Here is a 24,196-nt window from a genome sequence, read left to right as displayed (position 1 = left end):
GGTCATGCGGCGCCTCACAGGGGGACGTTGTCGTGCTTCTTGGTGGGCGTGTGGCGCGAGTCGCGCTTGTCGGCCAGGGCGGCCAGAGAGTCGACGATGACGGTGCGGGTGTCCTCCGGGGCGATCACGGCGTCGATCTCACCGATGGCGACGGCCCTGTCGGGGTTGATGACCGCGCGGGTGTACTCCTGGGTGAGGCGCTCCCGCTCGGCGGCCTCGGCCCGCTCGCCGCGCTCGTCGCGCACGGCCTTCAGGTCGCGGCGGTGGATGATCCCCACGGCGCCCGCGGCGCCCAGGACGGCGATCTCGGCGCCGGGCCAGCAGAAGTTGAAGTCCGCCCCGATGGCCTTGGAGCCCATGACGATGTAGGCGCCGCCGTACGCCTTGCGCAGGATGACGGTCACCAGGGGGACGGTGGCGGTGGCGTAGGCGTTGATGACCTTGGCGCCGCGGCGGATGATGCCGGCGTGCTCCTGCTGCGCCCCGGGACGGTATCCGGGCACATCGACGAAGGTGACCACCGGCAGGCCGAAGGCGTCGCAGAAGCGCACGAAGCGGGCCAGCTTCTCCGAGGCGTCCACGTCCAGCGTGCCGGCGTCGTGAAGAGGCTGGTTGGCCACGATGCCGACCGGGCGGCCCTCGAAGCAGGCGAAGCCGATGACCACGTTGGGGGCGAAGTCCTCCTGGACCTGCACGAGCTCGCCGTGGTCGACCAGGGCGGCGACCACCTCGGCGACGTCGTAGGCCTGACGGGAGGAGGCCGGCACCAGGGAGCCGACCCGGGCCGCCGCGGAGGCGTCGGTGGTGCGGGCGGTCGTGTCGTAGTCGTAGCGAGGGGCGTCCTGGTCGGCCGAGGAGGGCAGGTAGGCCAGGAGTGTGCGGACCTGGTCCAGGGCGTCGGCCTCGTCCTCGGCGACGTAGTGCACGACGCCGGAGACCCGGCCGTGGATCCGGGCGCCGCCGAGCTCCTCGGCGCTGATGCTCTCCCCCGTGACGGCGCGCACCACGTCGGGGCCGGTGACGAACATGTGGGAGGCCTCGCGGGTGGCGATGACGAAGTCCGTCAGGGCCGGGCTGTAGACGGCCCCGCCCGCGCAGGGGCCGAGGATGACGCTGATCTGGGGCACCAGTCCGGAGGCGGCGCAGGTGCGGTTGAAGATGCGCCCGTACTGGCGCAGCGCCCCCACGCCCTCCTGGATCTTGGCGCCGCCGGAGTCGATCAGGCCGATCACCGGGATGCGCAGGCGCAGGGCGTCGTCGAGCAGCCGGACGATCTTGTCGCCCTCGATGGTGCCCAGGGCCCCGCCGGAGACGGAGAAGTCCTGGGAGTAGACGGCCACCTGGCGCCCGTCGATCTGGCCGAACCCGGTGACGACACCCGAGGGGCGGGCGTCCTTTCCGGCGCCGGAGCCGGTGTAGCGGCCGATCTCGAGGAAGGTGCCGGAGTCCAGCAGCGCGTCGATGCGCTCGCGGGCGGTCTGCTTGCCCTTGGCGTGCTGGCGGGCGACGGCGCGGTCCTCGGCCTCGGTGTCGACTCGCGCGATGTGCTCGCGGAAGGCCGTCGTGGCCGCCGAGTCCGCGATCGTGCGGGCCTGCGAGCCGGCGTCGGGACCGGCGCCGGTAGCGGGTGCGCCGGGGGCGGGCGTGGTGGGCCTGGAAGAGGTGTCGGTCACGGCTCAGGCCTCCTGCTGGGTCGGGTGCTGGGCGGGCTCGGCAGGCTCCGCGGCCTGCCCGGCGGTGCTCCTCATGCGCACGAGGACCTCGCCGGCCGAGACGGTGCGTCCGGCGCTGACGGGGATCTCGGCGACCGTGGCGTCCGCGGGAGCGTGGACGTAGTTCTCCATCTTCATGGACTCCAGGACGACGAGGAGCTCGCCGGCGTGGACCCGCTGACCCGGCTCGACGCAGATGCGGGTGACGATCGCCTGCATGGGGGCGGGGATGACCGTGGGGTCGGCGGCGGTCGGCTCCGCGGTCTCCCGCGCGCCCGACCGGGCGCTGGCGCGTCCGCGCAGCGGCTGCTGGGTCAGGCGCCGGCTGGGCGCACCCGGGTAGCCCACCCCGAGGCGGGGGCCGTGGCCCCCCAGGATGCCGTCGGGGATCGTCAGCTGCACGCGCCGGCCGTTGAGCTCGATGACGTAGGAGGAGCGGGTGCGGCGGCTCTCCGGCACGGGGTCGGCCCCGGCCTGCGCGGAGGTCGGATCAACGAGGTCGGGCAGGACGTCGGTCTCGAGCCAGCGCGTGGTCACGCCGAGCAGCCCCTCGGCGGTGGGCTCGGTCATCTCGGGGCGGGTCAGAACATGGGCGTGCAGGGACGTGCACACGGTGACGCCCTCGACGACCGTCTCGCTCAGGGCGCGCCGTGCACGGCGGATGGCCTGGTCGCGGGTGGCGCCGGTGACGACGATCTTGGCGAGCATGGGGTCGAACATGGGGGTGACGACGTCGCCCTCGACCACGCCGGACTCGATGCGGATGCCCGGTCCGGCCGGCCAGCGCAGTCGGGTGATGGCGCCTGTGGACGGGGCCAGGCCGCGGGCGGGGTCCTCGCAGGTGATGCGCAGCTCGATGGAGTGGCCGCGGGGGGCGGGGACGGGCCCCAGGCGCCCGCCGGCCGCGATGCGCAGCTGGACCTCGACCAGGTCGATGCCGGTGACCTCCTCCGAGACGCAGTGCTCGACCTGCAGGCGGGGGTTGACCTCGAGGAACCACAGGTCCCCGGCGGGGGTCAGCAGGAACTCGCAGGTGGCGACCCCGACGTAGTCAACGGCTTCGAGCAGACGGTGGGAGGCCTCGACGAGCCGGTCGCCCAGGCCCTCGGGCAGCCAGGGGGCGGGCGCCTCCTCAAGGAGCTTCTGGTTGCGGCGCTGCAGGCTGCAGTCGCGGGTGGACACGACGGCGAACGTTCCGTGGCCGTCGCGGGCGCACTGGGTCTCCACGTGCCGCGCGGCCGGGATGAACTTCTCGAGGATCAGGGTGCAGCCACCGGCGGTGGCGGACTCGAAGGCCGGCGTGGTGCGGGCCTCCTCGTCCGAGCTCAGCACGGTGATGCCGCGCCCGCCGCCGCCGTCGGTCCGTTTCAGCGCCACGGGGTAGCCGTGGACTGCCGCGAAGGAGATGACGGTCTCGGCGTCGGTGACCGGTTCGGTGATGCCGGGGACGGGGGCGACTCCGGTGCGCTCGGCGGTGGCACGGGCGCTCATCTTGTCGCCCAGGGCCCGCATGGCCGACGGCGAGGGGCCCACCCAGGCGATGCCGGCGTCGGCGACCGCCTGAGCGAAGGCGTCGTCCTCGGACAGGAAGCCGTAGCCGGGGTGAACTGCGTCGGCGCCGGTGGCCCGGGCCATGTCCAGGACGGCCTCGGTGTCGGTGTACGAAGAGCCCTCGGGCAGGGCGTGGGCCTCGTCCGCGAGCTCGGCCGCCGGGCTCATCAGGTCCTCAGGGGCATAGGGGAGGATGGATGTGCCGCCCAGATCCCGGACGGTGCGCACCACGCGCAGGGCGATCTCACCGCGGTTGGCGATGAGGATGCGGTTGAGTGTCCGCCTGGTCACTAGTGTGCTCCTCGCGTCGGGCAGCCGCTCGCATGAGCCGCGAGCCCGGACGGGGCGGGCGGCTCATATCCGAGACGACGTGCTCAGTGGATCTTGTGCGGGGGAAGACCCCGCAAGTGGATCGCCTGTTCCTACAAGAAAATCGGTCCGAGCGACTCACGGAGCCACGGTATGACGCCGAACCACTATCGCAGCATTGTGGATATCTCACAAAGACACGCGGTTACGTTGAATCGGCTGGCGCCAGCGCCCGGGAGCAGCGCCATCGTGCGCACCGCACGCCCAGAACGAGACCGAGGTCATCCCGGCGTATTGCCGCGGACAGGTCGCCCGAAGGTCGATGTTTTCGGCTGGCCGAAATTGTGGTCGAACTCGGTCCTGAACACTGCTACGGTAGATGTCATGTGTCCAAGGTCATAGTAGCCGCTCCCGTCCATGCCGACTCCCGAAGGCCTTTGATGTCGCCAGAGCCGCGCAGCGTCGCGCGAAGTCTCCTGCCGGGTGCTGCCGCCGTGCTCGCACCGGCGGCGGTGTTCGTCGTCTCACTGTCGGTGGGGCGCTACCCGGTCAGCCTCGACTCGCTGTGGTCCTCCGCCGTTACCTGGGCAAGCGGCCAGGAGATGAGCCGCGCGGACATCGCCCTGATAACAGTCAGGATGCCGCGCCTGTGCCTGGCCCTCATGGTGGGCGCCGCGCTGTCCGCCTCGGGCACCGCCTTCCAGGGGCTCTTCCGCAACCCGGTGGTCTCCCCCGACCTGCTCGGCGCCTCCTCCGGCGCGTCCTTCGGCGCGGCCCTGGCCATCCTCCTGGGACTGTCGGGGCCTCTCATCCAGGCCCTCTCGTTCGCCACCGGACTGGTCGCGGTGCTCCTGGTCGCCACTCTGGCGGCCCTGGTGGACCGGCGCACCAGCGGCATCGTCACCATGATCCTGTGCGGCATGCTCGTTTCCAGCGTCTTCAACGCGGCCGTCTCACTGATCAAGTTCGTCGCGGACACGGATACCAAGCTCCCTGCGATCACCTACTGGCTCATGGGGTCGCTCGCGGGGACCAGGGTCGACGGCCTGTCGACCATCTGGGTCTTCGCGCCGGTGTGCCTGCTGCTGTACGCGCTGAGCTGGAAGCTCAACGTCCTGGCCATGGGCGACGAGGAGGCGCGCATGCTCGGGGTCAACGTCCGCCTGTACCGGTGGCTCACTATCGCCTGCGCCACCCTGCTGACCTCGACCTCGGTGTCGGTCAGCGGCAACATCGGCTGGATCGGCCTGGTCGTGCCCCACCTGGCGCGAAAGCTGGTGGGGCCCGACCACGTGCGCCTCATGTGGGCGTCGATGTCAATCGGGGCGGCCTTCCTCCTGCTGGTCGACACCATCGCCCGACTCGCCTCCACGGTCGAGATCCCTCTGGGCATTATCACCGCCTTCATCGGCGCGCCGTTCTTCTTCATCCTCATCCTCCGCTCGCGCCGAGGGTTCCTCCAGTGATCGACATCAGCTCCCTGGTGTGCGGGTACCCGGGCGCGCCTCCGGTCGTCGGGCCCCTGACCCTCACGGTCCCAGAACGCGGCATCACCTGCCTGCTCGGTCCCAACGGCGTGGGCAAGACAACCTTGTTCAAGACGCTTCTCGGACTGCTGGCGCCGGTGTCGGGATCCTTCACCCTGGGCGGCCGACCGCTGGGCACCTACTCGGTCAAGGAGCTCGCCCGCACCGTCGCCTACGTCCCCCAGGGCCACGTCCCCGCCTTCCCCTACCACGTGCGCGACGTCGTCGTCATGGGGTGCAACCCCTCCATGGGCGAGCTGGCCCGACCGGGGCCCGAGGAGCTCGCCGTCGCTCAGGAACAGCTCGAGCGCCTCGGAGTCTCCCACCTCGCCTCACGGCCCTATACGGAGATCTCCGGCGGCGAGCGACAGCTCGTCATGATCGCCCGCGCCCTGGCGCAGCGCGCGCCCCTGCTGGTCCTGGACGAGCCAACCGCCCACCTCGACATCGGCAACGAGGTGCGCGTCATGTCGCGCGTGCGAGCCCTGGCCGACGACGGCTGGACCGTCCTCATGGTCAGCCACGCGCCCAACCATGCCTTCCTCTACGCCGACGAGGTCGTCGTCCTGGGAGATGACGGCCTGTGCCTGACCGGGCGCCCGAGCGAGGTGCTGACCGAGAAGAACCTCACCGCCGTCTACGGGGTGGACCTTCAGGTCGCCCCCGTCCCCCTGCGCTCCGCACGCGGCACCGTGCCGGTCGCCGTACCGGTCATCAAGACCACATCCCATTCCCCGCGCACAAAGGAGTGACCATGCCCATACCCTCCATACCCTCCATACCCTCCATACCCTCCAGGCCGCGTGGAAAACCGGCCTTCGACGTACTGAGAAGACTGCTTGCGCTTATGGCGGTGGCCGTGCTGGCCCTGGCCGGCTGCGCCCACTCCACGACCACCGGCCCCGAGACGTCGGCGTCGGCCGAGTCCGCCACTGTGAGCTTCACCGACTCCACCGGCCGTCAGGTCGAGCTCCCCCGGGAGATCACCCGAGTCGCCTCGGCGGGGCCGCTGGCCAATATCATGCTGTACGCCATGGCCCCCGACGAGCTGGTCGGCTGGTCCAACAAGCCCGATGACTCCGCCGCGAAGTACATCGACCAGAAGTACCTCGACCTGCCGGAGTACGGGAAGTTCTACGGGGACTCCGGAGACTTCAACCGGGAGGCGGTGCTGGCCTCCGACCCCCAGCTGATCGTGGACGTCGGCCAGTGGGATGAGGAGTACAAGGGCAAGCTCGACTCTCTCCAGGAGGACCTCGGCATTCCCGTCATCCTCATCGACGGCGCGCTGGACGTCTCCGGCGACGCCTTCCGGCTCCTGGGCCAGGCCCTGGGCAAGACCGACCTGGGCGAGCAGCTGGGCGCCTACGCCGACGGCGTCATCAGCGACGTCCGGGCCAAGGCGGCCGGCATCGCGCAGGACAAGCGGTTGAGCGTCTACTACGGCGAGGGCAAGGACGGCCTGAGCACCATCATCGCCGGTTCCATCCACGCCCAGGTCTTCGACATGGTGGGGGCCGAGTTGATCGCGGACAAGGACTCGCTCCAGGAGGAGAAGAGGGGCGGCGGCACGGTCTCGCTGGAGACCGTCCTCGACAAGAATCCGGACGCCATCGTCTTCGGTCCCGACTCGATCGGCTCGACGGTCGCCGAGGACGCCTCCTGGGCCTCGCTCGACGCCGTGAAGAGCAGGCGCTACTACACGGTCGCGGGCGCCCCCTACAACTGGATCGGCCGTCCGCCGGGCCCCAACCGTCTTCTGGGCCTCCAGTGGCTCGGCAGCGTGCTGTACCCGCAGACCTTCACCTACGACATGGTCGCCAAGACCAAGGAGTTCTACTCCCTGCTCTACCGCCACGACCTGACCGACGAGGAGGCCCTGACGCTCCTGGGGCGGACCGGCACGGCCCCGTCCGCTCATGGGTGAGGTGCGCGCCGCGCCCGGTCCGGGCCGGAAGCTGTCGCCGGGGCCGGAGGAGAGGTCATGACCGGTCCGTGGGGGCTCTACGACGAGCTGATCGCCGGCATACCGGACGGCCCCCGGGTCCGGTGCTCCGAGGTGATGTCGGCATGGGTCTACGTGATCAGCGACGACGGCGGGCTGGGACTGTCCAGCCAGTACGGCGGTCGGAGTCGGCCGCCCCTGCACGACGGTGCGCTCGACGGCATGCCCCTGCGGGAGGCCGCCGGCCTGGTTCGCAGCTGGAACCTCGTGGAGGCGGCCCTCGGCGCTGCGGCAATCAACGCCTGGTACAACCGCGCCGACCGGGTCGATGCTGTTGGCTGGGACGTGACCGCCCCGGGAGCGGATCCGACGGCCTTCGCGGCGCACACCGGTGAGGTCCGCGGCAGGCGCGTCGCCGTCGTCGGCCACTTCCCCGGCGTGGAGACTGCCCTGGGCGGTGCGCGCAGGCTCAGCATCCTGGAGCGCGCGCCGCAGGAGGGGGACTTCCCCGACACCGCGGCCGAGTACATCCTGCCCGAGCAGGACGTCGTCTTCATCACCGGGGCGGCGCTGGCCAACAAGTCCCTCCCCCGGCTGCTCGCCCTGTGCCGCGGGGCGCGAACGCTCGTGGTCGGGCCGAGCACCCCGCTGACCCCGATCATGTTCGCGCACGGCGCCGACTGCCTGTCGGGACTCGTGCCCGGCGCTCCGCACGAGATCATCCCGGCACTGGGTGCGGGCGGCAAGGGGCGGCCGCGCGCCGGCAGGATGGTCAACCTGGTGCCCCACGGGGCTCCGCGGTCACGCCCGTGACGAGTCAGCAGCCGCCGGCGGCGAGGTCGCGCAGACTGGTGATGGCGGCCAGGGCGTCGTCGGCCCGGTAGACGGCCGAGCCTGCGACGAAGACGTCGGCCCCGGCCTCGGCGGCCCGCTCAATGGTCTGGGCGGTGATTCCGCCGTCGACCTGGATGCGCAGCTCCAGGCCCGCCGCGCTCACCAGGCGCCGGGCCTGCGCGATCTTGGGCAGCATGGCCTCGATGAAGGACTGGCCGCCGAAGCCGGGCTCGACGGTCATGAGCAGCAGCAGGTCGATCCGCCCCAGGACGGACTCGACCGCCGACAGGGGCGTGGCCGGGCGCAGCGCGAGACCGGCGCCGGCCCCGAGGCGGTGCAGCTCGGCGACCAGGCGGAAGGGTGCCGCTGTGGCCTCGACGTGGGCGGTCACCACCGCGCACCCGATCTCGGCGTACTGGGGCGCCCACCGGTCGGCCTGCTCGATCATGAGGTGGGCGTCCACCGGCAGGTCCGTGTTCGCCATGACGGTCTGGACGAAGGAGGGCCCGCCGAAGTGGTTGGGCACGAAGCGGTTGTCCATGACGTCCACGTGCAGGCCGTCCGCGCCCGCGATGCGCGCGAGCTCGTCGGCCAGGTGCGCCTGGTCTGCATTGAGGATGGAGGGGTGAATAGCGGGGGTGGTCATGACGGCCTCCTGGGGCTGACGGAACGGACGGTGCGGCGCGGCCTAGACGTCCCGCCGCAGCAGCGCGCAGAACATGGCGTCGGTGTCGTCGGCGTGCGGCCACAGCTGGAGCATCTGCCGGTCGGCCCCGGCGGGCGGACGCGGCGCGGTGCGGGCGGCGATGTCGCCGGCGTGGAGGACCTCGACCCGGCCGCCGCTCCGATGAAGCTGCCTGAGCACATCGCGCACGACGTACTCGGTCTCCAGGACGTGCGGCGAGCACGTCGCGTAGGCCACCACTCCCCCGGGCCGCACGGCCGCCAGCGCGCCGGCGAGCAGCTCGCGCTGCAGGGCGGCGAGCTCGGAGACGTCCTTGGGACTCCGCCGCCACCGGGCCTCGGGGCGTCGGCGCAGGGAACCGAGCCCCGTGCAGGGGGCGTCCACGAGGACCCGGTCGTAGCGGCCCGGCTCGTCCCGGCCCAGGCTCCGGCCGTCGCCGCAGCGGACCTCGACCGCGCCGGGGGGCAGGGCGCGCACGGAGGCCTCGACCAGCCGCGCCCGGTGCGGAGCGATCTCGTTGGCCGTCAGCCGGGCGCCGCGCCCGGCCGCGCAGGCGCCGAGCAGCGCAGCCTTGCCGCCCGGCCCGGCGCACAGGTCGAGCCAGCGCTCGTCGCGCCCCTCGACCGGGGCCTCGGCGAGCATGAGGGCGACCAGCTGGCTGCCCTCGTCCTCGACACCGGCCCGCGAGTCGCGCACGGCACGGATCCGGCCGGGGTCTCCCCCGGCCAGGACGACGGCGCAGGGGCTCACGTCGCCGGGGCACGGCTCCTGGCGGGTGGCGGCCTCGGCCTCACCGGCGAGGCGCTCGGGGGCGATGAGCCCGGGGCGGGCGCACAGCACCACCTTCGGCTCGGCGTTGTCGGCCTGCAGCAGCGCCTCCAGCTCGTCCTCGGAACGGCCGTTGGCCAGCAGCGCCTGGCGCATGGCCTTGACCACCCACACCGGGTGGGACTCGACGGCAGCCAGCGCCTCCACCCCGTCGGGCGCCTCGGCCCGCAGCACGGCCAGCCAGGCGTCGAGATCGCGCTCGGAGACGCGTCGCAGGACGGCGTTGACGAAGGTCGCGGCGCCGCGACCCGCGGCGTACGCGGCCAGGTCCACCGTGGCCGAGACGGCGGCGTGGCCGGGCACGCGCATGCCGAGCAGCTGGTGGCTCCCCAGCCTGAGCACGTCGAGCACGACGGCGTCCATGCGGGACACGGGGCGGTCCGAGCAGTGGGCGATGACAGCGTCGTAGCGGCCTCGGAGCCGCAGGGCGCCGTAGGTCAGGGCCGTGGCGAAGCCGGCGTCGCGCCGGTCCAAGCGGGCCCTCTCCAGGAGCCCGGGCAGGATCAGGTTGGCGTAGGCGTCGTCCTGGCGGACCTTGGTGAGGGCCTGCAGGCTGACGAGCCGGGGGCCATCGACCCGCGGGTCCCGGGAGTCGCCGTGCTGCCGGCTGCGACGATCGGAGGAGCGGCCGTGATGGTGATAGCCCCCGCGCCGTCCGCCGGCGCGGGTCCCGCGCGCCGTCACGACAGCCTCTCCCCTCGCGCACCGAGAGCGGCTCCCGCCGGCGGGCGGGCGCCGCGCGCCCAGGCGTCCGCCGGCATCCACTTCCTTCCGGCGGGAGCGACCTCGCCCAGCCGCACGGCGCAGGTGCCGGTGCCGGCGAGCACCTCGTGCCTGGCGACCCGGATCCGCCCGGGCGGAAGATCGGTGACCTCGGGGGCGAGCACGACCGGTCCGAGTCGGAGGCGGGCGCCGTCGTAGAGGGTGCGGGCGCCTGGGGCGGGCGTCACCCCGCGCACGCGGCGGTCGATGACGCGGGCCGGATCGGTCCAGCGGATCTCGCCGTCGGCGGGCGTGAGCGCGGGCGCGAGGGTGACGCCCTCCTCCGCCTGCGGCTCGGGGGCGGCCGTGCCGCGGGCGATGGCGCGCAGGACGTCGAGGACCAGGGGGGCGCCGGCGTCGGCGAGGCGGGCCAGAAGATCTCCCGCGGTGTCGGTGGAGCGGATGGTCTCGGTCAGCCGTGCATAGACCGGACCGGTGTCCAGGCCCTCCTCGAGGCCGAAGACGCAGGCTCCGGTGACGGCGTCGCCGGCGATGAGGGCGTGCTGGACGGGGGCGGCGCCGCGCCAGGCGGGCAGGAGCGAGAAGTGGAGGTTGAGCCAGCCGTGCTCGGGCGCCTCCAGGAGCGGCGGCGGGACGAGGCGCCCGTAGGCGACGACGACGGCGACCCCGGCGTTCAGGTCCCGCACCCAGGTCCGGGTGCCCTCATCCTTCAGGGTGGCGGGCGTGCGCGTGTCGAGGCCTGCGGCGCGGGCGAGCGCCGCCACGGGCGAGGGGCGCAGGACGCGTCCGCGGCCCTTGCGGGCGTCGGCGCGGGTGAGGACGCCGACGACCTCGTGCTCGGGGTCGTTCATGAGGGCCCGGAGGGTGGGCAGGGCCACCCCGGGGGTGCCGGCGAAGAGAACGCGCATGGGTGACAGTCTACGGGGCAGTCGCAGCGCTCTCGGCGCGCTCAGCGCTCCTGTGCCGCCGCGGCGGCAGAAGGCCCGCGTCGGCCAGCGCGGCGCGCAGGGCGCCGGCCCCGGTGAAGAGGTGCGTGCGCAGGCCGACGCTCCTGGCACCGTCGATGTTGGCCGGGGAGTCATCGGCGAAGAGGGTGCGTGCGGGGTCGAGGCCGTAGCGAGTCAGCAGGATCCGGTAGAGTGCCGGGTCGGGCTTGACCAGGTGCTCGGCCCCGGAGACGACGACGCCGTGGAAGCGCGCGAGCTGGGGCATAAGGCGCCGGGAGGCGGCGAAGAGAACGTCATTGAAGTTGGTCAGGGCGTACAGGGGCGCTCCCGCGGCGAGGAGATCGTCGACGAGGGACGCCATGCCGGGCACCGGACCGGTGAGCGAGTCCTCGAAGTGGTCCCAGTACAGGCGCTGAATGCGCTCCCACTCGGGGCGGTCGGGGTGAGCAGCGACCAGGTCGGCGAGGATGTCGTCGAGGGGCTCACCGGCATCGGCGCGGGCGTTGAGGGAGCCGAAGTCGGCGTCCGCGCAGAACTCGTGCCACAGCGCCGTGGGCACACGACCCGCGACGGCGCCGATGGCCTCCCAGGCGTACAGGACGTTGCCCACGTCCAGGACGACGGCGGTGACCGGTCGGAGCGGGACCCGCTCGGGCGAGTCCGCCGAGTCGGTGGAGCCGGTCGGCAAGTCTGCTGAGTCCATGACCGGACGATCCCAGCCCCGCGCAGTGCCGGGCAAGCCGGCCAGGACGGTGCTCGCGTCGCAGTCGAAGATGGTGCGTGCGTACCAGCTTTCGCCCGGGCACGGCTCTTCCGGGACCGCTCGGGGCGACGTCGAGATTGTCGGATCGCACAACTAGATGGCATCGCACCGCCGTGCGCACTCCTCGCGTGGTCACAGTGAATCGTTGGGAGATCAAGAGATGGTGGCGGTCCTTGCCGCCCCGCGACAACAGGAGTGTTGAGGGTCACAACAAAGATGAGGCGGTTTGCGGGAGCGGCTTCCCCATCCCGACCAGAAGTAGTACGCTCGTACCAGTCGAGCGGGGACGTGATCCGTACCACCGCGCGTCTTCTGTTTTCCACGGCACAGGGCTGTGCCAGAGAGGGAGCGATGACACTGATGCTGTCGCCCATCGGCTCCGGAGCCGGGGAGCCCCGGCGGATCGCTGCGCCGTCCCGAAGCCGCGGCACCCCGGTTCGTGCCGAGAGCCCGGAGGGTTCGCAGAGCGCCGGCCGCCTCCTCGGCGGTACAGTCGCCCTCTAGCCGTTCACTTTCGCCAACTATTCGCTGATGTAGGAGTTGTTGTGGGTCATTTGTTGTCTGGTCGTCATTTTCTGAGGGAGCTGGACTTCTCTGCTGAGGAGTGGGGGTCGTTGCTGGATCTGGCTGGGGAGCTGAAGGCGGCGAAGCGGTCTGGTTGTGAGGTGCGGCGTCTGGTGGGGCGGAATATCGCTCTGGTGTTTGAGAAGACCTCGACGCGGACGCGGTGCTCGTTCGAGGTGGCGGCCTATGACCAGGGGGCGCGGGTGACGTACCTGGACCCGTCGGGCTCCCAGCTGGGGCACAAGGAGTCGGTGGCGGACACGGCGCGGGTGCTGGGCCGGTTCTATGACGGGATCGAGTTCCGGGGCAGCCGGCAGGAGCACGTCGAGACGCTGGCGGAGCTGTCGGGGGTGCCGGTGTGGAACGGTCTGACTGACCAGTGGCACCCCACGCAGATGCTGGCCGACCAGCTGACGATGCTGGAGCACTCGGGGGGCCGGCCGCTGGGGGAGGTGTCCCTGGCCTACCTGGGGGACGCTCGTAACAACGTGGCTCACTCCCTGCTGGTGTCGGGGGCGCTGATGGGCATGGACGTGCGCATGGTCTGCCCGGGCGAGCTGCGGCCCGAGGCGGGTGTGGTGGCCGCGGCCGAGGGCCTGGCCGCGGGCAGCGGCGGCCGGGTCACGGTCACCGAGGACCCGGTCGCGGGCGTGGAGGGGGTGGACTTCCTGTACACCGACGTGTGGGTCTCCATGGGCGAGCCCAAGGAGGTGTGGGACTCCCGGATCGGGCTGCTGCGCCCCTACCAGGTCAACGCGGCCCTGGTCCGGGCCACCGGCAACCCCGGCGTGAGGTTCCTGCACTGCCTGCCGGCCTTCCACGACCGGGGCACCGCGGTGGGGGCGGAGATCTACGACAGGACCGGCATGGAGGGCCTGGAGGTCACCGACGAGGTGTTCGAGTCCGAGGCCAGTATCGTCTTCGACCAGGCCGAGAACCGCATGCACACCATCAAGGCGGTCATGGTGGCCACCCTGGGGGACTGGGAGTGACGGTGACGCAGGTGAGACAGGCCCGGCAGGCCGGGAAGGCAGGACAGGCAGAGCAGGCAGAGCAGGCCGAGCAGGCCGAGCAGGCAGAGCGGGCAGAGCAGGCCGGGAAGGCAGAGCGGGCCGGGGCGGCCGGGGGGGAGTGGCGATGAGGATCGTCGCGGCGCTGGGCGGCAACGCCCTGCTGGAGCGCGGGCAGGCGCCCGACGCGGCCGTCCAGGTGGCCAACGTGCGCGCCGCCGCGGCGCGCCTGGCCGAGCTGGCGCAGGACCACGAGCTGGTCATCACCCACGGCAACGGCCCCCAGGTGGGGGTCCTGGCCCTGGAGTCGGCCGACGACCAGCGGCTGTCCGAGCCCTACCCCTTCGACACCCTGGGCGCCCAGACCCAGGGCATGATCGGCTACTGGCTGCTCCAGGCCATGCAGAACGCCCTGCCCGGGCGCCAGGTCGCCTCCATGGTCAACCAGACCCTGGTCCTGGCCGGCGACCCCGCCCTGGAGCACCCCACCAAGTTCGTCGGCGAGGTCTACACCAGGGACGAGGCCCAGGCCCTGGCCGCGACGCGCGGGTGGACCGTGCGCCCCGACGGCGAGCACTACCGGCGCGTGGTCGGCTCCCCCGCCCCCCAGCGCGTGATCGAGACCCGCCTGGTGCGCACCCTGCTCCAGGCCGGCGCCGTGGTCATCTGCGCCGGAGGCGGCGGCGTGCCCGTCATCCGCAACACCCACGGCAAGCTCCAGGGCATCGAGGCCGTCATCGACAAGGACCTCACCGCCGCCGTCCTGGCCGAGGACCTCGAGGCCGACGCCCTGCTCATCCTCACCGACGTCAACGGCGTCTACACCCACTACGGCACACCCCACGCCAAGCAGATCCCCCGCGCCACCCCCACCACCCTGCGCGCCCTCAACCCACCCGCAGGATCCATGGGACCCAAGGTCGAGGCCGTCTGCCGCTTCGTCGAGCTCACCGGAGACATGGCCGCCATCGGCCGCCTCCACGACGCCACCCACATCATCCAAGGCACCGCCGGCACCATCATCACCCCCGGCGGCAGCTACGGCCAACCCAACGACCTCCAACCACCCCAGCCGGCGGCCGGCGGGCCCGAACGGGCCTGAGAACGTCAACGTACCGGCCTGATCAAGGAGGTGGTCCACCGCACCGAGTCATGACGGCGCCCTCTCGCCGTCGCTGCCGCACTATCAGCCCAACCATCGGCCCTGCTGAGGGCCTGTTCACAATGCACAAGGAAGTGACATAACACATGACGAAGATCGTCAACTCCTGGAACGACTTCGACCCGCTCAAGTACGTGATCGTGGGGCGTGCGGACTTCTCGGTCATCCCGCCGGAGGAGCCCGCCACCTCGGAGAAGGTGCCGATCGACTCCGAGATGCGCGGCATGTGGGGGCCTCGCCCCACCGCGACCGTCGAGGCGGCCAACGAGCAGCTGGACAACTACGTCAAGATCCTTGAGGGTCTGGGCGTCAAGGTGGACCGTCCCACGCCGCTGCAGTGGAACCAGGCCATCCAGACCCCGGACTTCCGCACGGAGTCGGGTTTCACCCAGATGCCTCCTCGCGACATCCTGCTCACCATCGGTGAGGAGATCATGTCCTCGGCGAACTCCTTCCGCTGCCGCTACTTCGAGTACCTGGCCTACTGGCCGCTGATGAACCAGTACTTCGAGGAGGACCCGGAGTTCAAGTGGACCCAGGCCCCCCGGCCGCGCCTGACCGACAAGTCCTACAAGCACAACTACTACGACGAGAAGATCTCCATCGAGGAGCGTCTGGAGCGCACGGCCGCCAAGGACTTCGTGACCACCGAGGTCGAGCCCATGTGGGACGCCGCCGACGTCATGCGGGTGGGCAAGGACCTGTTCATCCAGCACGGCCTGACCACCAACCGGAAGGCCATGGAGTGGTTCAAGCGGTACTACCCCGACTTCCGCGTCCACGCCGTCAACTTCCCGGGCGACCCCTACCCGATCCACATCGACGCGACCTTCGTGCCGCTGCGGCCGGGCCTGATCATCAACAACCCGCACCGTCACCTGCCCGAGGAGCAGCGCAAGATCTTCGAGGCCAACGACTGGCAGATCGTTGACGCCGCGCCGCCGGCTCACACCACGCCACCGCCGCTGTGCTACTCCTCGGTGTGGCTGTCCATGAACTGCCTGGTGATCGACCACAAGACCGTGTGCGTCGAGGCCAGCGAGGTCCACCAGATGGAGCAGATGGACAAGCTGGGAATGAACGTCATCCCCGTGCCCTTCCGCGACGCCTACGCCTTCGGCGGCGGCCTGCACTGCGCAACCGCGGACGTCTACCGCGAGGGCACCTGCGAGGACTACTTCCCCAACCAGGTCGACGACCCGACCCTGGTCTGAGCCAAGGGACGAACGGCGGGGGCAGCCCACATCCAGAACGCCGCCCCCGCCGCTCCCGGCCCAGTGGCGCAGCAGCCGTCAGGGCTCCCGTGACAGCGGTGAGCCCCGGCAGACCGAGTAGAGATCGGCAAGGGTGCTGATCCGCCACGTGTGCCGGGTGAGAACCCAGGAACACTCGCTATGTCTTCGTCCCCCGAATCCTCGAGCACAGACTACGTCATGAACAAGAAGCTTGGCGCGATCGCCATGCTTCTGGCCTCCACCGGCATGGGCCTCGTGGGCACCATCAGCCGCATCGCCACCAACGGGCTCGCCGAGGCCCACAAGCCCGCCATCGGCTCCTTCCTGGCCTTCGGACGCATGTTCGTCGCCCTGATCGGCTTTATCGTCATCGTGCTGGCAAGCCGGAAGGTCGCCCTGCTCCGCAGGACCCGGCTCAGCTTCGCGGTGGTCATGGGCGGGGTGAGCATCGGCCTGTCCCTGGGCTGCTACATCACCTCGACACTGATGACCTCCCTGGTCAACGCCGTCTTCCTCATCTACACCGGGCCCATGTTCTGCACGATCCTGGCCCGCATCTTCCGCAAGGAGAAGATCGGCGTCCTCGGAGGCCTCTTCCTCTTCCTGGTCTTCCTCGGGATGCTGATGACCATCGGCGTCATCGACATCAAGGACGGAGGCCTCGTTTTCGGACTCGACCTGTCAGCCTCGACCCCGGAGTTCCCGCGCAAGAGCCTGGGCGACCTGTTCGGCCTCCTGTCCGGGGTCTTCTACGGCCTGGCCATGTTCTTCTACGGATACCGCAAGGACGTGGATTCAGCGGTTCGCGGCGTGTGGAACTTCATCTGGGCGTCCTCCGCCGCGCTGGTGATGTCCTTCATCATGCGTCCCTGGCAGGGCGTTGCCTCCTTCACGGTCTCCAACTGGGTCGGAGCCTTCGCCCTGTTCATCGTCTGCGGCCTGTTCGCGCTGGGCTTCCTGATCGTCGCCGGGCGCAACCTGCCCGCCGTGGAGTACTCCACGATCTCCTACTGGGAGTGCGCGGTCGTCATTGTGCTGGGCATCCTGGTGTGGCACGAGTCGCTCAGCGTGGTCGGGATCCTCGGAGGACTGCTCGTCGTCGGGGGCGGTATGGCACCGATCGTCCTGGACACTGTGTCGAAGCGCTCCCGTTCGTCGGCTGAGGAGAGAACCGGGGACGCCTGTCCCGGCTCGCAGCTGCAGGAGGGCGACTCTCAGCGGCTGCATACGCAGAATCGGGTCCTGACACGCGAGACCGTCTCCGTCGATTGAGGATACTGATTTCTAACGGTCCCGGCCTGAAGAAAGGCGAACGCACGTCATCAATGCCTGAAACACTGGCCGCATAAGATACTCGCACCTAACAACAATGCACAAGGAAGTGACATAACACATGACGAAGATCGTCAACTCCTGGAACGACTTCGACCCGCTCAAGCACGTGATCGTGGGGCGTGCGGACTTCTCGGTCATCCCGCCGGAGGAGCCCGCCACCTCGGAGAAGGTGCCGATCGACTCCGAGATGCGCGGCATGTGGGGGCCTCGCCCCACCGCGACCGTCGAGGCGGCCAACGAGCAGCTGGACAACTACGTCAAGATCCTTGAGGGTCTGGGCGTCAAGGTGGACCGTCCCACGCCGCTGCAGTGGAACCAGGCCATCCAGACCCCGGACTTCCGCACGGAGTCGGGTTTCACCCAGATGCCTCCTCGCGACATCCTGCTCACCATCGGTGAGGAGATCATGTCCTCGGCGAACTCCTTCCGCTGCCGCTACTTCGAGTACCTGGCCTACTGGCCGCTGATGAACCAGTACTTCGAGGAGGACCCGGAGTTCAAGTGGACCCAGGCCCCCCGGCCGCGCCTGACCGACAAGTCCTACAAGCACAACTACTACGACGAGAAGATCTCCATCGAGGAGCGTCTGGAGCGCACGGCCGCCAAGGACTTCGTGACCACCGAGGTCGAGCCCATGTGGGACGCCGCCGACGTCATGCGGGTGGGCAAGGACCTGTTCATCCAGCACGGCCTGACCACCAACCGGAAGGCCATGGAGTGGTTCAAGCGGTACTACCCCGACTTCCGCGTCCACGCCGTCAACTTCCCGGGCGACCCCTACCCGATCCACATCGACGCGACCTTCGTGCCGCTGCGGCCGGGCCTGATCATCAACAACCCGCACCGTCACCTGCCCGAGGAGCAGCGCAAGATCTTCGAGGCCAACGACTGGCAGATCGTTGACGCCGCGCCGCCGGCTCACACCACGCCACCGCCGCTGTGCTACTCCTCGGTGTGGCTGTCCATGAACTGCCTGGTGATCGACCACAAGACCGTGTGCGTCGAGGCCAGCGAGGTCCACCAGATGGAGCAGATGGACAAGCTGGGAATGAACGTCATCCCCGTGCCCTTCCGCGACGCCTACGCCTTCGGCGGCGGCCTGCACTGCGCAACCGCGGACGTCTACCGCGAGGGCACCTGCGAGGACTACTTCCCCAACCAGGTCGACGACCCGACCCTGGTCTGAGCCAAGGGACGAACGGCGGGGGCAGCCCACATCCAGAACGCCGCCCCCGCCGCTCGGAGCGCCCAAGCGTCGAACAGCAAGAGAACGAGCAGCCTCCTCCCCGCTCATTTGTTCTAGTTCTTTGATTGCATCCATGACCGTCCGCAAGATGCGGGCCGGTTCTGCGATGAAAATTCAGAAACACTTTGACTGAATACTTATTTATGCACCGCAAAGGAGCGGAAGTTGGATACAGCAGCCCGCGCAAAGCTCAAAGGCTTCGGACTCATGTTCTTGTCATCGAGCCTCATGGGCGGAATCGGAGCGTTCGCCCGCTACATTGACGCCCCCGGAGACTTCATCTCCTTCTTCCGCAGCTTCAGCGGCCTGATCGGCATGTCGCTGTTCTTCCTCCTCGTCGGAGGGTTCGCCAAGGTCAAGGCGACCAGGTTCACCCCGTCAATCTTTTTCTCCGGACTCTTCCTCGGACTGCTGTCCGCCCTCTATGTCATCTCCACCCAGTACACCACCCTCGCCAACGCCTCATTCCTCATCTACACCGGGCCAGTTTATTCCACCATCCTGGCGACAATATTCCTCAAAGAGCCATTCAAGCCCGCGATGATAGGCTCGCTGGGGGCCGTGGTGGTCGGAACCCTTCTGATCGTCCAGATCATATCAGGCGCGGGATTCAAGCTCGATCTTGATCCCAAGTACGCCTTCGGAAACATCATAGGCCTGCTCTCCGGCGTGGCCTACGGCCTCTACCTCTTCGCTTCGCGCTACCGAACGGACTGCGACTCCAATGTCCGGGCCTGGTACAACTTCCTCTTCGCCGTGGTCACCATCGGAGTCATGGTCGCCGTGCGCTGGCCGCAGCTCACCTACGTGGTTCGCGAGAAGGTTGACGGCGTCCCCACGGCCAAGCTTGACGAATCCGGAAACACCGTGACCGCCCCATGGGACCTGTTCAGCATGGACGCGCGCACCTGGGCGGTGCTCATCGTCGCCGCCCTGGTGACCGGCTTCGGAGCCTTCTACTTCCTCACCCTGGCAAGCAAGATCCTTCTTGCGGGCGAGCTGGCAACCATCTCCTACCAGGAGACCATCATGGCCTCATTGCTGGGCCTCGCCTTCTTCCGGGAGCATCTGTCAGGGATGCAGATGCTGGGCGGGCTGCTTATCATCAGCGGTGGCGTCTCCCAGGTATACTTCTCCACACGGGGGAAGAAGAGCAAGACTGACATGATCAGGTCAGAGCCAGAGCCGAAGGAGGTCTCGCGGCCCTCAGTAGCAGCATCCTGAGCGGACAGTCAGGCACCACAGCACGCAGGCGCACCCACGAAAGGGGTCCACCAATGAATCAGGAACGCAACATCACCCGTTTGGACGCTTTCACCTACCGCACGCTGATCGAGGACGACCCGGTCATGCTCATCCCGGTGGGCTCCGTCGAGCAGCACGGCCCGCACATGCCCTTGGGCGTTGACATGATGCTGTCCACTAAGATGGCCGAGCTCGTGGCCGAGAAGACTGACGCCCTGGTGGGCCCGACCATCACCACCGGATACAAGTCGCAGCAGCGCTCGGGCGGCGGCAACCACATCGTCGGCTCCTTCGGGTTCGACGCCGCCACCGTCATCGGCATCTGCCGCACTTTCGTGCAGGAGTTCGCACGGCACGGACTCAAGAGGATCGCGTTCGTCAACGGTCACTACGAGAACTACCAGTTCATCTACGAGGGCGTCGATCTGGCTCTGCGCGACCTGGCGGTGCAGAGCGCTCCTCAGGTGATGCTCTTGTCCTACTGGGACTTCGTGACCGAGAAGGTCATCTCTCGTCTGTACCCCGACGGCTTTCCGGGATGGGACGTCGAGCACGGCGGCGTGATGGAGACTTCGCTCATGCTCGAGTACTTCCCGGACCTGGTGCGCATGGAGCGTGTCATGGACCTGCCCGCCGCCGACCTGCCTCCCTACGACCTGCTGCCCGTGGACCCGACGCTGACTCCGGAGTCCGGATGCCTCTCGTCCGCCGCAGACGCGAGCGCCGAGAAGGGGCGAATCCTCGCCGACTCCATTGTGACGGGCATCATCTGCGCCCTCCGGAGCAGATTCACGGTATAGGCGGTCTCCCGGGCGCGCGAGGCCGTCCTCAGGGTTGCGGGTGATAGCCGGGCGCTCAGTGGGGCGAATGTGACTGCGACCAGGGAGCGCCGACGCGCAGCGGCTGGCAGAATTGCTCCCGATGAGAGAGATCGACCTGTGCCGGATACCATATGTGCTGTCATATCGCAGCGCTCTTCGCAGCTCGCGATGCGTTTGCGCGCACCGCGAGCCGTGCGAGCGCCGCACATCGGTCGATGAATGCCCTGCCGGCAGGAGGCGAGCTCCAGGACGCCGTTCTCGCCGCTACTCAATCGATCGTTGCCGGCAAGACCTCCCTAGCCGCCGATGAGACCCCGAAGAGGTTATGTGACCATGGATAATCGAGTACCTTCAAAGGATCCCGACTCGAAGGAGGCCCCTTCCGCCTCCGCTGCGACTCCCCGGGACCGGGATGACCGGGCCATTAAGTCTGTCAGTCTCCTCCTGGTCGGTGTCGTCGTTGTCGTCACCGTGTTCAACGGCGAGATCGCCGCGCGCGCGATTGAGGCGTTTAGAACTTTCGTCACCCGCAACTTCACCTGGTATTTTGTGGCGCTTGCCACGTTGGCGTTGTTCTTCTGCATCTATATGGCAGCGGGGAGACGCGGGTCCATCGTACTCGGAGGAGAGGACGCCAAGCCCGAGTACGGCCGCTTCGCCTGGTACTCGATGCTCTTCGCCTGCGGTCAGGGGATCGGACTGATCTTCTGGTCAGTCGCCGAGCCCATCCTGGTCAAGGGCGACGACCCGATTCAGGACCGGATCAGTGTCGACAAGCTGGACGGCGCGCTGATCTGGGGATATTTCCACTGGGCGGTGCACGCATGGGCCATCTACTGTGTTGTCGCCCTGTGCCTGGCGCTCTCGTTCCACAACCGCAAAGCGGCGATGACATTCCGGGACGCCGTAGTCGGGATGTTCCCCGAGGGAGCCCGCCGGACGGTCGGTCTCCTGGTCGAGGTCATTGCGATCCTGGCGACGGTATTCGGGCTGTCGACTTCTTTCGCGTTTGCGGCCATGCAGCTCACGGCCGGCCTGGAGCAGACCTTCAACCTGGACAGCGGCGGCGTGATCCGCATGTTCGTCATCATTGGGATCGGCGTCCTGGCCGGGGCCAGTGTCTACCTGGGCATTGAGAAGGGCATGAAGCGCGTCAGTGAGGTCAACTCCATCTTGTCGATCGTGCTCGTCGTCGGAGTTCTTCTCGCTGGCCCGACCCTCTACCTGCTCTCGGTCCTGCCGCAGACCGCGGGTCAGTACTTCTGGTCGATGTGGTGGATGGGCACCTGGGCCGACGCCGGTTCCGCGATGGCTCCTCTGCACTCGTGGAAAGACAGCTGGAACGGCACGTGGACCGTGTTCATCTGGTGCTGGTGCTGGGCCTTCTCGCCGTTCGTCGGGTCGTTCATCGCTCGGATCTCTCGCGGCCGCTCGGTTCGGGAGTTCGTTATCGGCGTGCTCGGCATTCCTTCAGCGATCTGCGTCATCTGGATCGGTGTCGTCGGGGGTGCGGCTCTGTTCTACGACGAGACCAGAAACGGTGTGGTCACCAAGGCCGTCGGCCAGGACACCTCGCTCGGGCTGTTCGCCATGCTGAAGGAACTGCCCTACCGGCCGGTGGTTTTCATTCTCCTACTGGCCGCAACTATTCTGGTGGGAACCTACTACCTGACATCGCTGGATTCCGGTGTCCATGCGCTGAGCGGCTTCGCGTCCTCGGCCGCCAGGCCGTCGAGACTATTCCGGGTCGCACTGGTTGCGGGTATCGCGGCCATCGCGTTTCTGCTTCTCAGCATCGGCGGTGAGAGCGTGGTCGGCACGGTTCAGACCGGTACTATTATCGGAGCGCTCCCCTATACCATCGTGGTGCTGCTAATGATGGCGAATACAGTCCGTCAGACGAACCTGGAGCCCAGGTCTCAGCAGGATCCCCCTCAGAACTGATCTTCTCGCCTTCCGTGCAGGAAGCTCCAGCGGGTACTCGGGCAGCGGACTCCGGCGGCCCGTGAGGCTGGACGCGTGCAATTGGTGCGCCCTGCGCCGAGTGAGGCGCCAGTCGTGATGCGGCCCGACGGCACCGGCGCTGGAATCAGTACAGGGGATTTCCTGGACGTTTTCTGCTAGACTGTCGGTATCCATCATGGCCATCTCCGGGAGTGCTCGGAACTGGTCTTCCGGACTCCCCCCGGCGCCAGTTCGCTCATCTTGTCCAGAGTCGGCATCGATTGTCTCGGCAGCACGATGAAGTGCTCTCGCAGTCAGCCAGTTGGTAATCGGTCCGTTCGCCTGCTGCCGGCCTGTTCCCGGTCCGAGGGCGGGCGCCGCTATCGGCCGCATAAGTATTCATAGGGTCTCGACGCTCACGTCTGGAGTTGAATAGATGAACACTGTCTCCCATAGAACCGAAACCGCTCACGACAGAGATCCTGAGCGAGCGAAGACCTTGAAACGCGCCGCCACGGCAAGTTTCATCGGGAACTTCATCGAGTGGTTCGACTACGCCTCCTACGGCTATCTTGCGGGTGTCATCGGCGGCGTCTTCTTCCCGGAATCCGACAAGCAGGTTCAGCTGATGCTGTCCTTCGCCGTGTTCGCCACCTCCTTCATCCTGCGTCCCATCGGCGCCGTGGTCTGGGGCGCATGGGGGGACCGTCGCGGGCGCCGGTGGGCGCTGTCCTGGTCGATTCTTATCATGTCGGGCTCGACCTGCCTCATCGGCCTTCTGCCCACCTACGCCATGGTCGGGGTGTGGAGCGCTCTTGGTCTGCTCATCCTGCGCATGGTCCAGGGATTCTCTGCCTCCGGCGAGTACGCCGGCGCGGGAACGTTCCTGGCGGAGTACGCCCCGCCGGCGCGTCGCGGCATCTACACCTGCCTCGTTCCCGCCTCCACCGCCTGCGGCCTGCTCGCAGGCTCTCTCATGGTCTCGGGCATGCTCTTCGGCCTGGGGGGCGCGGACTCGCCCGCAATGACCCAGTGGGGCTGGCGCATCCCCTTCATCCTGGCGGGCCCACTGGGCCTCATCGGCCGTTACATCCGGGTGCATCTGGAGGACTCCCCCGCATACCAGGCAATGCGCGCGGAGCTGCCCCAGGAGCAGAAGGCGACACGATGGTTCGAGCCACTGGTCCGCCTGCTGCGGCACCACTGGCGCGAGACGCTCATCACCTTCGGCGTCTCCTGCCTCAACGCAGTGGCGTTCTACATGCTGCTGAGCTACATGCCCACCTATGTCACCGAGGAGCTCGGGTTCTCCTCGAACACCGCGAACCTGGCGACCTCCGTCATGCTCGTGGTCTACATCGCCTCCATTTTTATTATGGGGCACCTGTCCGACTCCTTCGGGAGACGGCGCATGCTCATCACCGCATGCGTCGCCTTCATTGTGATGTCCATCCCGCTGTTCGCCATAATGACCAGGGCCGGTGGGCGCCTCGGAATTGTGATCCTGTGCCAGATCGTCTTCGCCATCATCCTCACCGGCAATGACGGGACCCTCGCCACCTTCCTGGCGGAGTCCTTCCCCACCAACGTCCGCTACTCGGGGTTCGCCCTCTCCTTCAACAGCGCCAATGCGCTCCTGGGCGGTACGACGCCCTTCATCGTGACATGGCTCATCACGGTCACCGAATCGACACTCGTCCCGGCGGTCTACCTCACCGTGGTCTCGCTGATCGCCATGGTGGCGATCCTCGCCTCACGGGTCATCCACGGTTCAGAACTGATTGAGGCTCATCAATCCGGCTCATCCTGAG

The 24,196-nt window shown here is 68.6% G+C and carries 19 protein-coding genes; 13 read left to right on the top strand and 6 right to left on the bottom strand.

Annotation, left to right across the window (positions count from 1 at the left end):
• Nucleotides 1-14: 14 nt before the first annotated feature.
• Both AIF0345_RS08225 and AIF0345_RS08220 read right to left on the bottom strand, forming a co-directional pair.
• Nucleotides 15-1,673, bottom strand: a complete 1,659-nt coding sequence (locus AIF0345_RS08225) for an acyl-CoA carboxylase subunit beta (protein WP_043559579.1) — start codon at nt 1,671-1,673, stop codon at nt 15-17.
• Between the two features lie 3 nt (nt 1,674-1,676).
• On the bottom strand, nt 1,677-3,554 hold the full coding sequence (locus AIF0345_RS08220) for an acetyl/propionyl/methylcrotonyl-CoA carboxylase subunit alpha (RefSeq protein WP_285295851.1): 1,878 nt from the start codon (nt 3,552-3,554) through the stop codon (nt 1,677-1,679).
• A gap of 512 nt (nt 3,555-4,066) precedes the next feature.
• On the opposite strand from AIF0345_RS08220, the gene AIF0345_RS08215 reads away from it, so the two are divergent.
• The 4 genes from AIF0345_RS08215 to AIF0345_RS08200 all read left to right on the top strand — a co-directional run bounded on the left by AIF0345_RS08215 (nt 4,067) and on the right by AIF0345_RS08200 (nt 7,856).
• A complete protein-coding gene (locus AIF0345_RS08215) occupies nt 4,067-5,038 on the top strand; it encodes a FecCD family ABC transporter permease (RefSeq protein ID WP_285295850.1) in 972 nt (323 codons plus the stop codon).
• Nucleotides 5,035-5,850 (top strand): ABC transporter ATP-binding protein, encoded by an 816-nt coding sequence (locus tag AIF0345_RS08210; RefSeq protein WP_285295849.1) that lies wholly within the window; start codon nt 5,035-5,037, stop codon nt 5,848-5,850. Before AIF0345_RS08215 ends, AIF0345_RS08210 begins: the two co-directional genes overlap by 4 nt.
• A 95-nt stretch (nt 5,851-5,945) precedes the next feature.
• On the top strand, nt 5,946-7,025 hold the full coding sequence (locus AIF0345_RS08205) for an ABC transporter substrate-binding protein (protein WP_285295848.1): 1,080 nt from the start codon (nt 5,946-5,948) through the stop codon (nt 7,023-7,025).
• 57 nt (nt 7,026-7,082) lie between these two features.
• Nucleotides 7,083-7,856, top strand: coding sequence for a DUF364 domain-containing protein (locus AIF0345_RS08200; protein WP_285295847.1), 774 nt, complete (start codon nt 7,083-7,085; stop codon nt 7,854-7,856).
• A gap of 4 nt (nt 7,857-7,860) precedes the next feature.
• Here AIF0345_RS08200 and rpe read toward each other — a convergent pair whose 3' ends face one another.
• The 4 genes from rpe to AIF0345_RS08180 form a co-directional block, all read right to left on the bottom strand.
• The gene (rpe, locus tag AIF0345_RS08195) at nt 7,861-8,523 is read right to left on the bottom strand and encodes a ribulose-phosphate 3-epimerase (protein WP_285295846.1); all 663 of its coding nucleotides are present in this window, start codon (nt 8,521-8,523) and stop codon (nt 7,861-7,863) included.
• Between the two features lie 42 nt (nt 8,524-8,565).
• Nucleotides 8,566-9,942, bottom strand: a complete 1,377-nt coding sequence (locus AIF0345_RS08190) for an RsmB/NOP family class I SAM-dependent RNA methyltransferase (RefSeq protein WP_404976007.1) — start codon at nt 9,940-9,942, stop codon at nt 8,566-8,568.
• Nucleotides 9,943-10,070: 128 nt separating this feature from the next.
• Nucleotides 10,071-11,021 carry a methionyl-tRNA formyltransferase gene (gene fmt, locus AIF0345_RS08185; protein ID WP_268917142.1) on the bottom strand — a complete coding sequence of 317 codons (951 nt, stop codon included), beginning with the start codon at nt 11,019-11,021 and terminating at the stop codon, nt 10,071-10,073.
• 10 nt (nt 11,022-11,031) lie between these two features.
• On the bottom strand, nt 11,032-11,763 hold the full coding sequence (locus AIF0345_RS08180) for an HAD family hydrolase (protein WP_268917141.1): 732 nt from the start codon (nt 11,761-11,763) through the stop codon (nt 11,032-11,034).
• A gap of 605 nt (nt 11,764-12,368) precedes the next feature.
• Between AIF0345_RS08180 and argF the strand changes: the two genes are divergently transcribed.
• The 9 genes from argF to AIF0345_RS08135 all read left to right on the top strand — a co-directional run bounded on the left by argF (nt 12,369) and on the right by AIF0345_RS08135 (nt 24,195).
• Nucleotides 12,369-13,379, top strand: coding sequence for an ornithine carbamoyltransferase (gene argF, locus AIF0345_RS08175; protein WP_285297863.1), 1,011 nt, complete (start codon nt 12,369-12,371; stop codon nt 13,377-13,379).
• 145 nt (nt 13,380-13,524) lie between these two features.
• Nucleotides 13,525-14,499 (top strand): carbamate kinase, encoded by a 975-nt coding sequence (locus tag AIF0345_RS08170; RefSeq protein ID WP_285297862.1) that lies wholly within the window; start codon nt 13,525-13,527, stop codon nt 14,497-14,499.
• 146 nt (nt 14,500-14,645) lie between these two features.
• Nucleotides 14,646-15,773 (top strand): serine/threonine protein kinase, encoded by a 1,128-nt coding sequence (locus AIF0345_RS08165; protein WP_285297861.1) that lies wholly within the window; start codon nt 14,646-14,648, stop codon nt 15,771-15,773.
• Nucleotides 15,774-15,992: 219 nt separating this feature from the next.
• Entirely contained in the window at nt 15,993-17,066 is a 1,074-nt protein-coding gene (locus tag AIF0345_RS08160; RefSeq protein WP_285297860.1) for a DMT family transporter, read from the top strand.
• A gap of 121 nt (nt 17,067-17,187) precedes the next feature.
• Entirely contained in the window at nt 17,188-18,315 is a 1,128-nt protein-coding gene (locus tag AIF0345_RS08155; protein WP_043559598.1) for a serine/threonine protein kinase, read from the top strand.
• Nucleotides 18,316-18,540: 225 nt separating this feature from the next.
• Nucleotides 18,541-19,599 carry a DMT family transporter gene (locus tag AIF0345_RS08150; protein WP_285297859.1) on the top strand — a complete coding sequence of 353 codons (1,059 nt, stop codon included), beginning with the start codon at nt 18,541-18,543 and terminating at the stop codon, nt 19,597-19,599.
• A 53-nt stretch (nt 19,600-19,652) separates the two neighbouring features.
• On the top strand, nt 19,653-20,420 hold the full coding sequence (locus AIF0345_RS08145) for a creatininase (protein WP_268916732.1): 768 nt from the start codon (nt 19,653-19,655) through the stop codon (nt 20,418-20,420).
• A 354-nt stretch (nt 20,421-20,774) separates the two neighbouring features.
• Nucleotides 20,775-22,385 (top strand): BCCT family transporter, encoded by a 1,611-nt coding sequence (locus tag AIF0345_RS08140; protein WP_268916802.1) that lies wholly within the window; start codon nt 20,775-20,777, stop codon nt 22,383-22,385.
• Between the two features lie 436 nt (nt 22,386-22,821).
• Nucleotides 22,822-24,195 carry an MFS transporter gene (locus tag AIF0345_RS08135; RefSeq protein WP_268916733.1) on the top strand — a complete coding sequence of 458 codons (1,374 nt, stop codon included), beginning with the start codon at nt 22,822-22,824 and terminating at the stop codon, nt 24,193-24,195.
• The last annotated feature ends 1 nt before the right edge of the window (nt 24,196 follow it).

The sequence above is a fragment of the Actinomyces israelii genome, from assembly GCF_030253495.1.
Classification (GTDB): domain Bacteria; phylum Actinomycetota; class Actinomycetes; order Actinomycetales; family Actinomycetaceae; genus Actinomyces; species Actinomyces israelii.
The sequence above is the reverse complement of the archived record's forward strand: the minus strand, read 5'-3'. Positions and strand labels throughout refer to the sequence as shown.

Excerpts from the sequence above, each read along its gene's own strand:
- AIF0345_RS08205 (WP_285295848.1), top strand. The coding sequence starts at position 5,946 with ATGGCGGTGGCCGTGCTGGCCCTGGCCGGCTGCGCCCACTCCACGACC.
- AIF0345_RS08200 (WP_285295847.1), top strand. The coding sequence starts at position 7,083 with ATGACCGGTCCGTGGGGGCTCTACGACGAGCTGATCGCCGGCATACCG.
- rpe (WP_285295846.1), bottom strand. The coding sequence starts at position 8,523 with ATGACCACCCCCGCTATTCACCCCTCCATCCTCAATGCAGACCAGGCG.
- fmt (WP_268917142.1), bottom strand. The coding sequence starts at position 11,021 with ATGCGCGTTCTCTTCGCCGGCACCCCCGGGGTGGCCCTGCCCACCCTC.
- AIF0345_RS08180 (WP_268917141.1), bottom strand. The coding sequence starts at position 11,763 with ATGGACTCAGCAGACTTGCCGACCGGCTCCACCGACTCGGCGGACTCG.
- AIF0345_RS08170 (WP_285297862.1), top strand. The coding sequence starts at position 13,525 with ATGAGGATCGTCGCGGCGCTGGGCGGCAACGCCCTGCTGGAGCGCGGG.
- AIF0345_RS08165 (WP_285297861.1), top strand. The coding sequence starts at position 14,646 with ATGACGAAGATCGTCAACTCCTGGAACGACTTCGACCCGCTCAAGTAC.
- AIF0345_RS08160 (WP_285297860.1), top strand. The coding sequence starts at position 15,993 with ATGAACAAGAAGCTTGGCGCGATCGCCATGCTTCTGGCCTCCACCGGC.
- AIF0345_RS08155 (WP_043559598.1), top strand. The coding sequence starts at position 17,188 with ATGACGAAGATCGTCAACTCCTGGAACGACTTCGACCCGCTCAAGCAC.
- AIF0345_RS08145 (WP_268916732.1), top strand. The coding sequence starts at position 19,653 with ATGAATCAGGAACGCAACATCACCCGTTTGGACGCTTTCACCTACCGC.
- AIF0345_RS08140 (WP_268916802.1), top strand. The coding sequence starts at position 20,775 with ATGGATAATCGAGTACCTTCAAAGGATCCCGACTCGAAGGAGGCCCCT.
- AIF0345_RS08135 (WP_268916733.1), top strand. The coding sequence starts at position 22,822 with ATGAACACTGTCTCCCATAGAACCGAAACCGCTCACGACAGAGATCCT.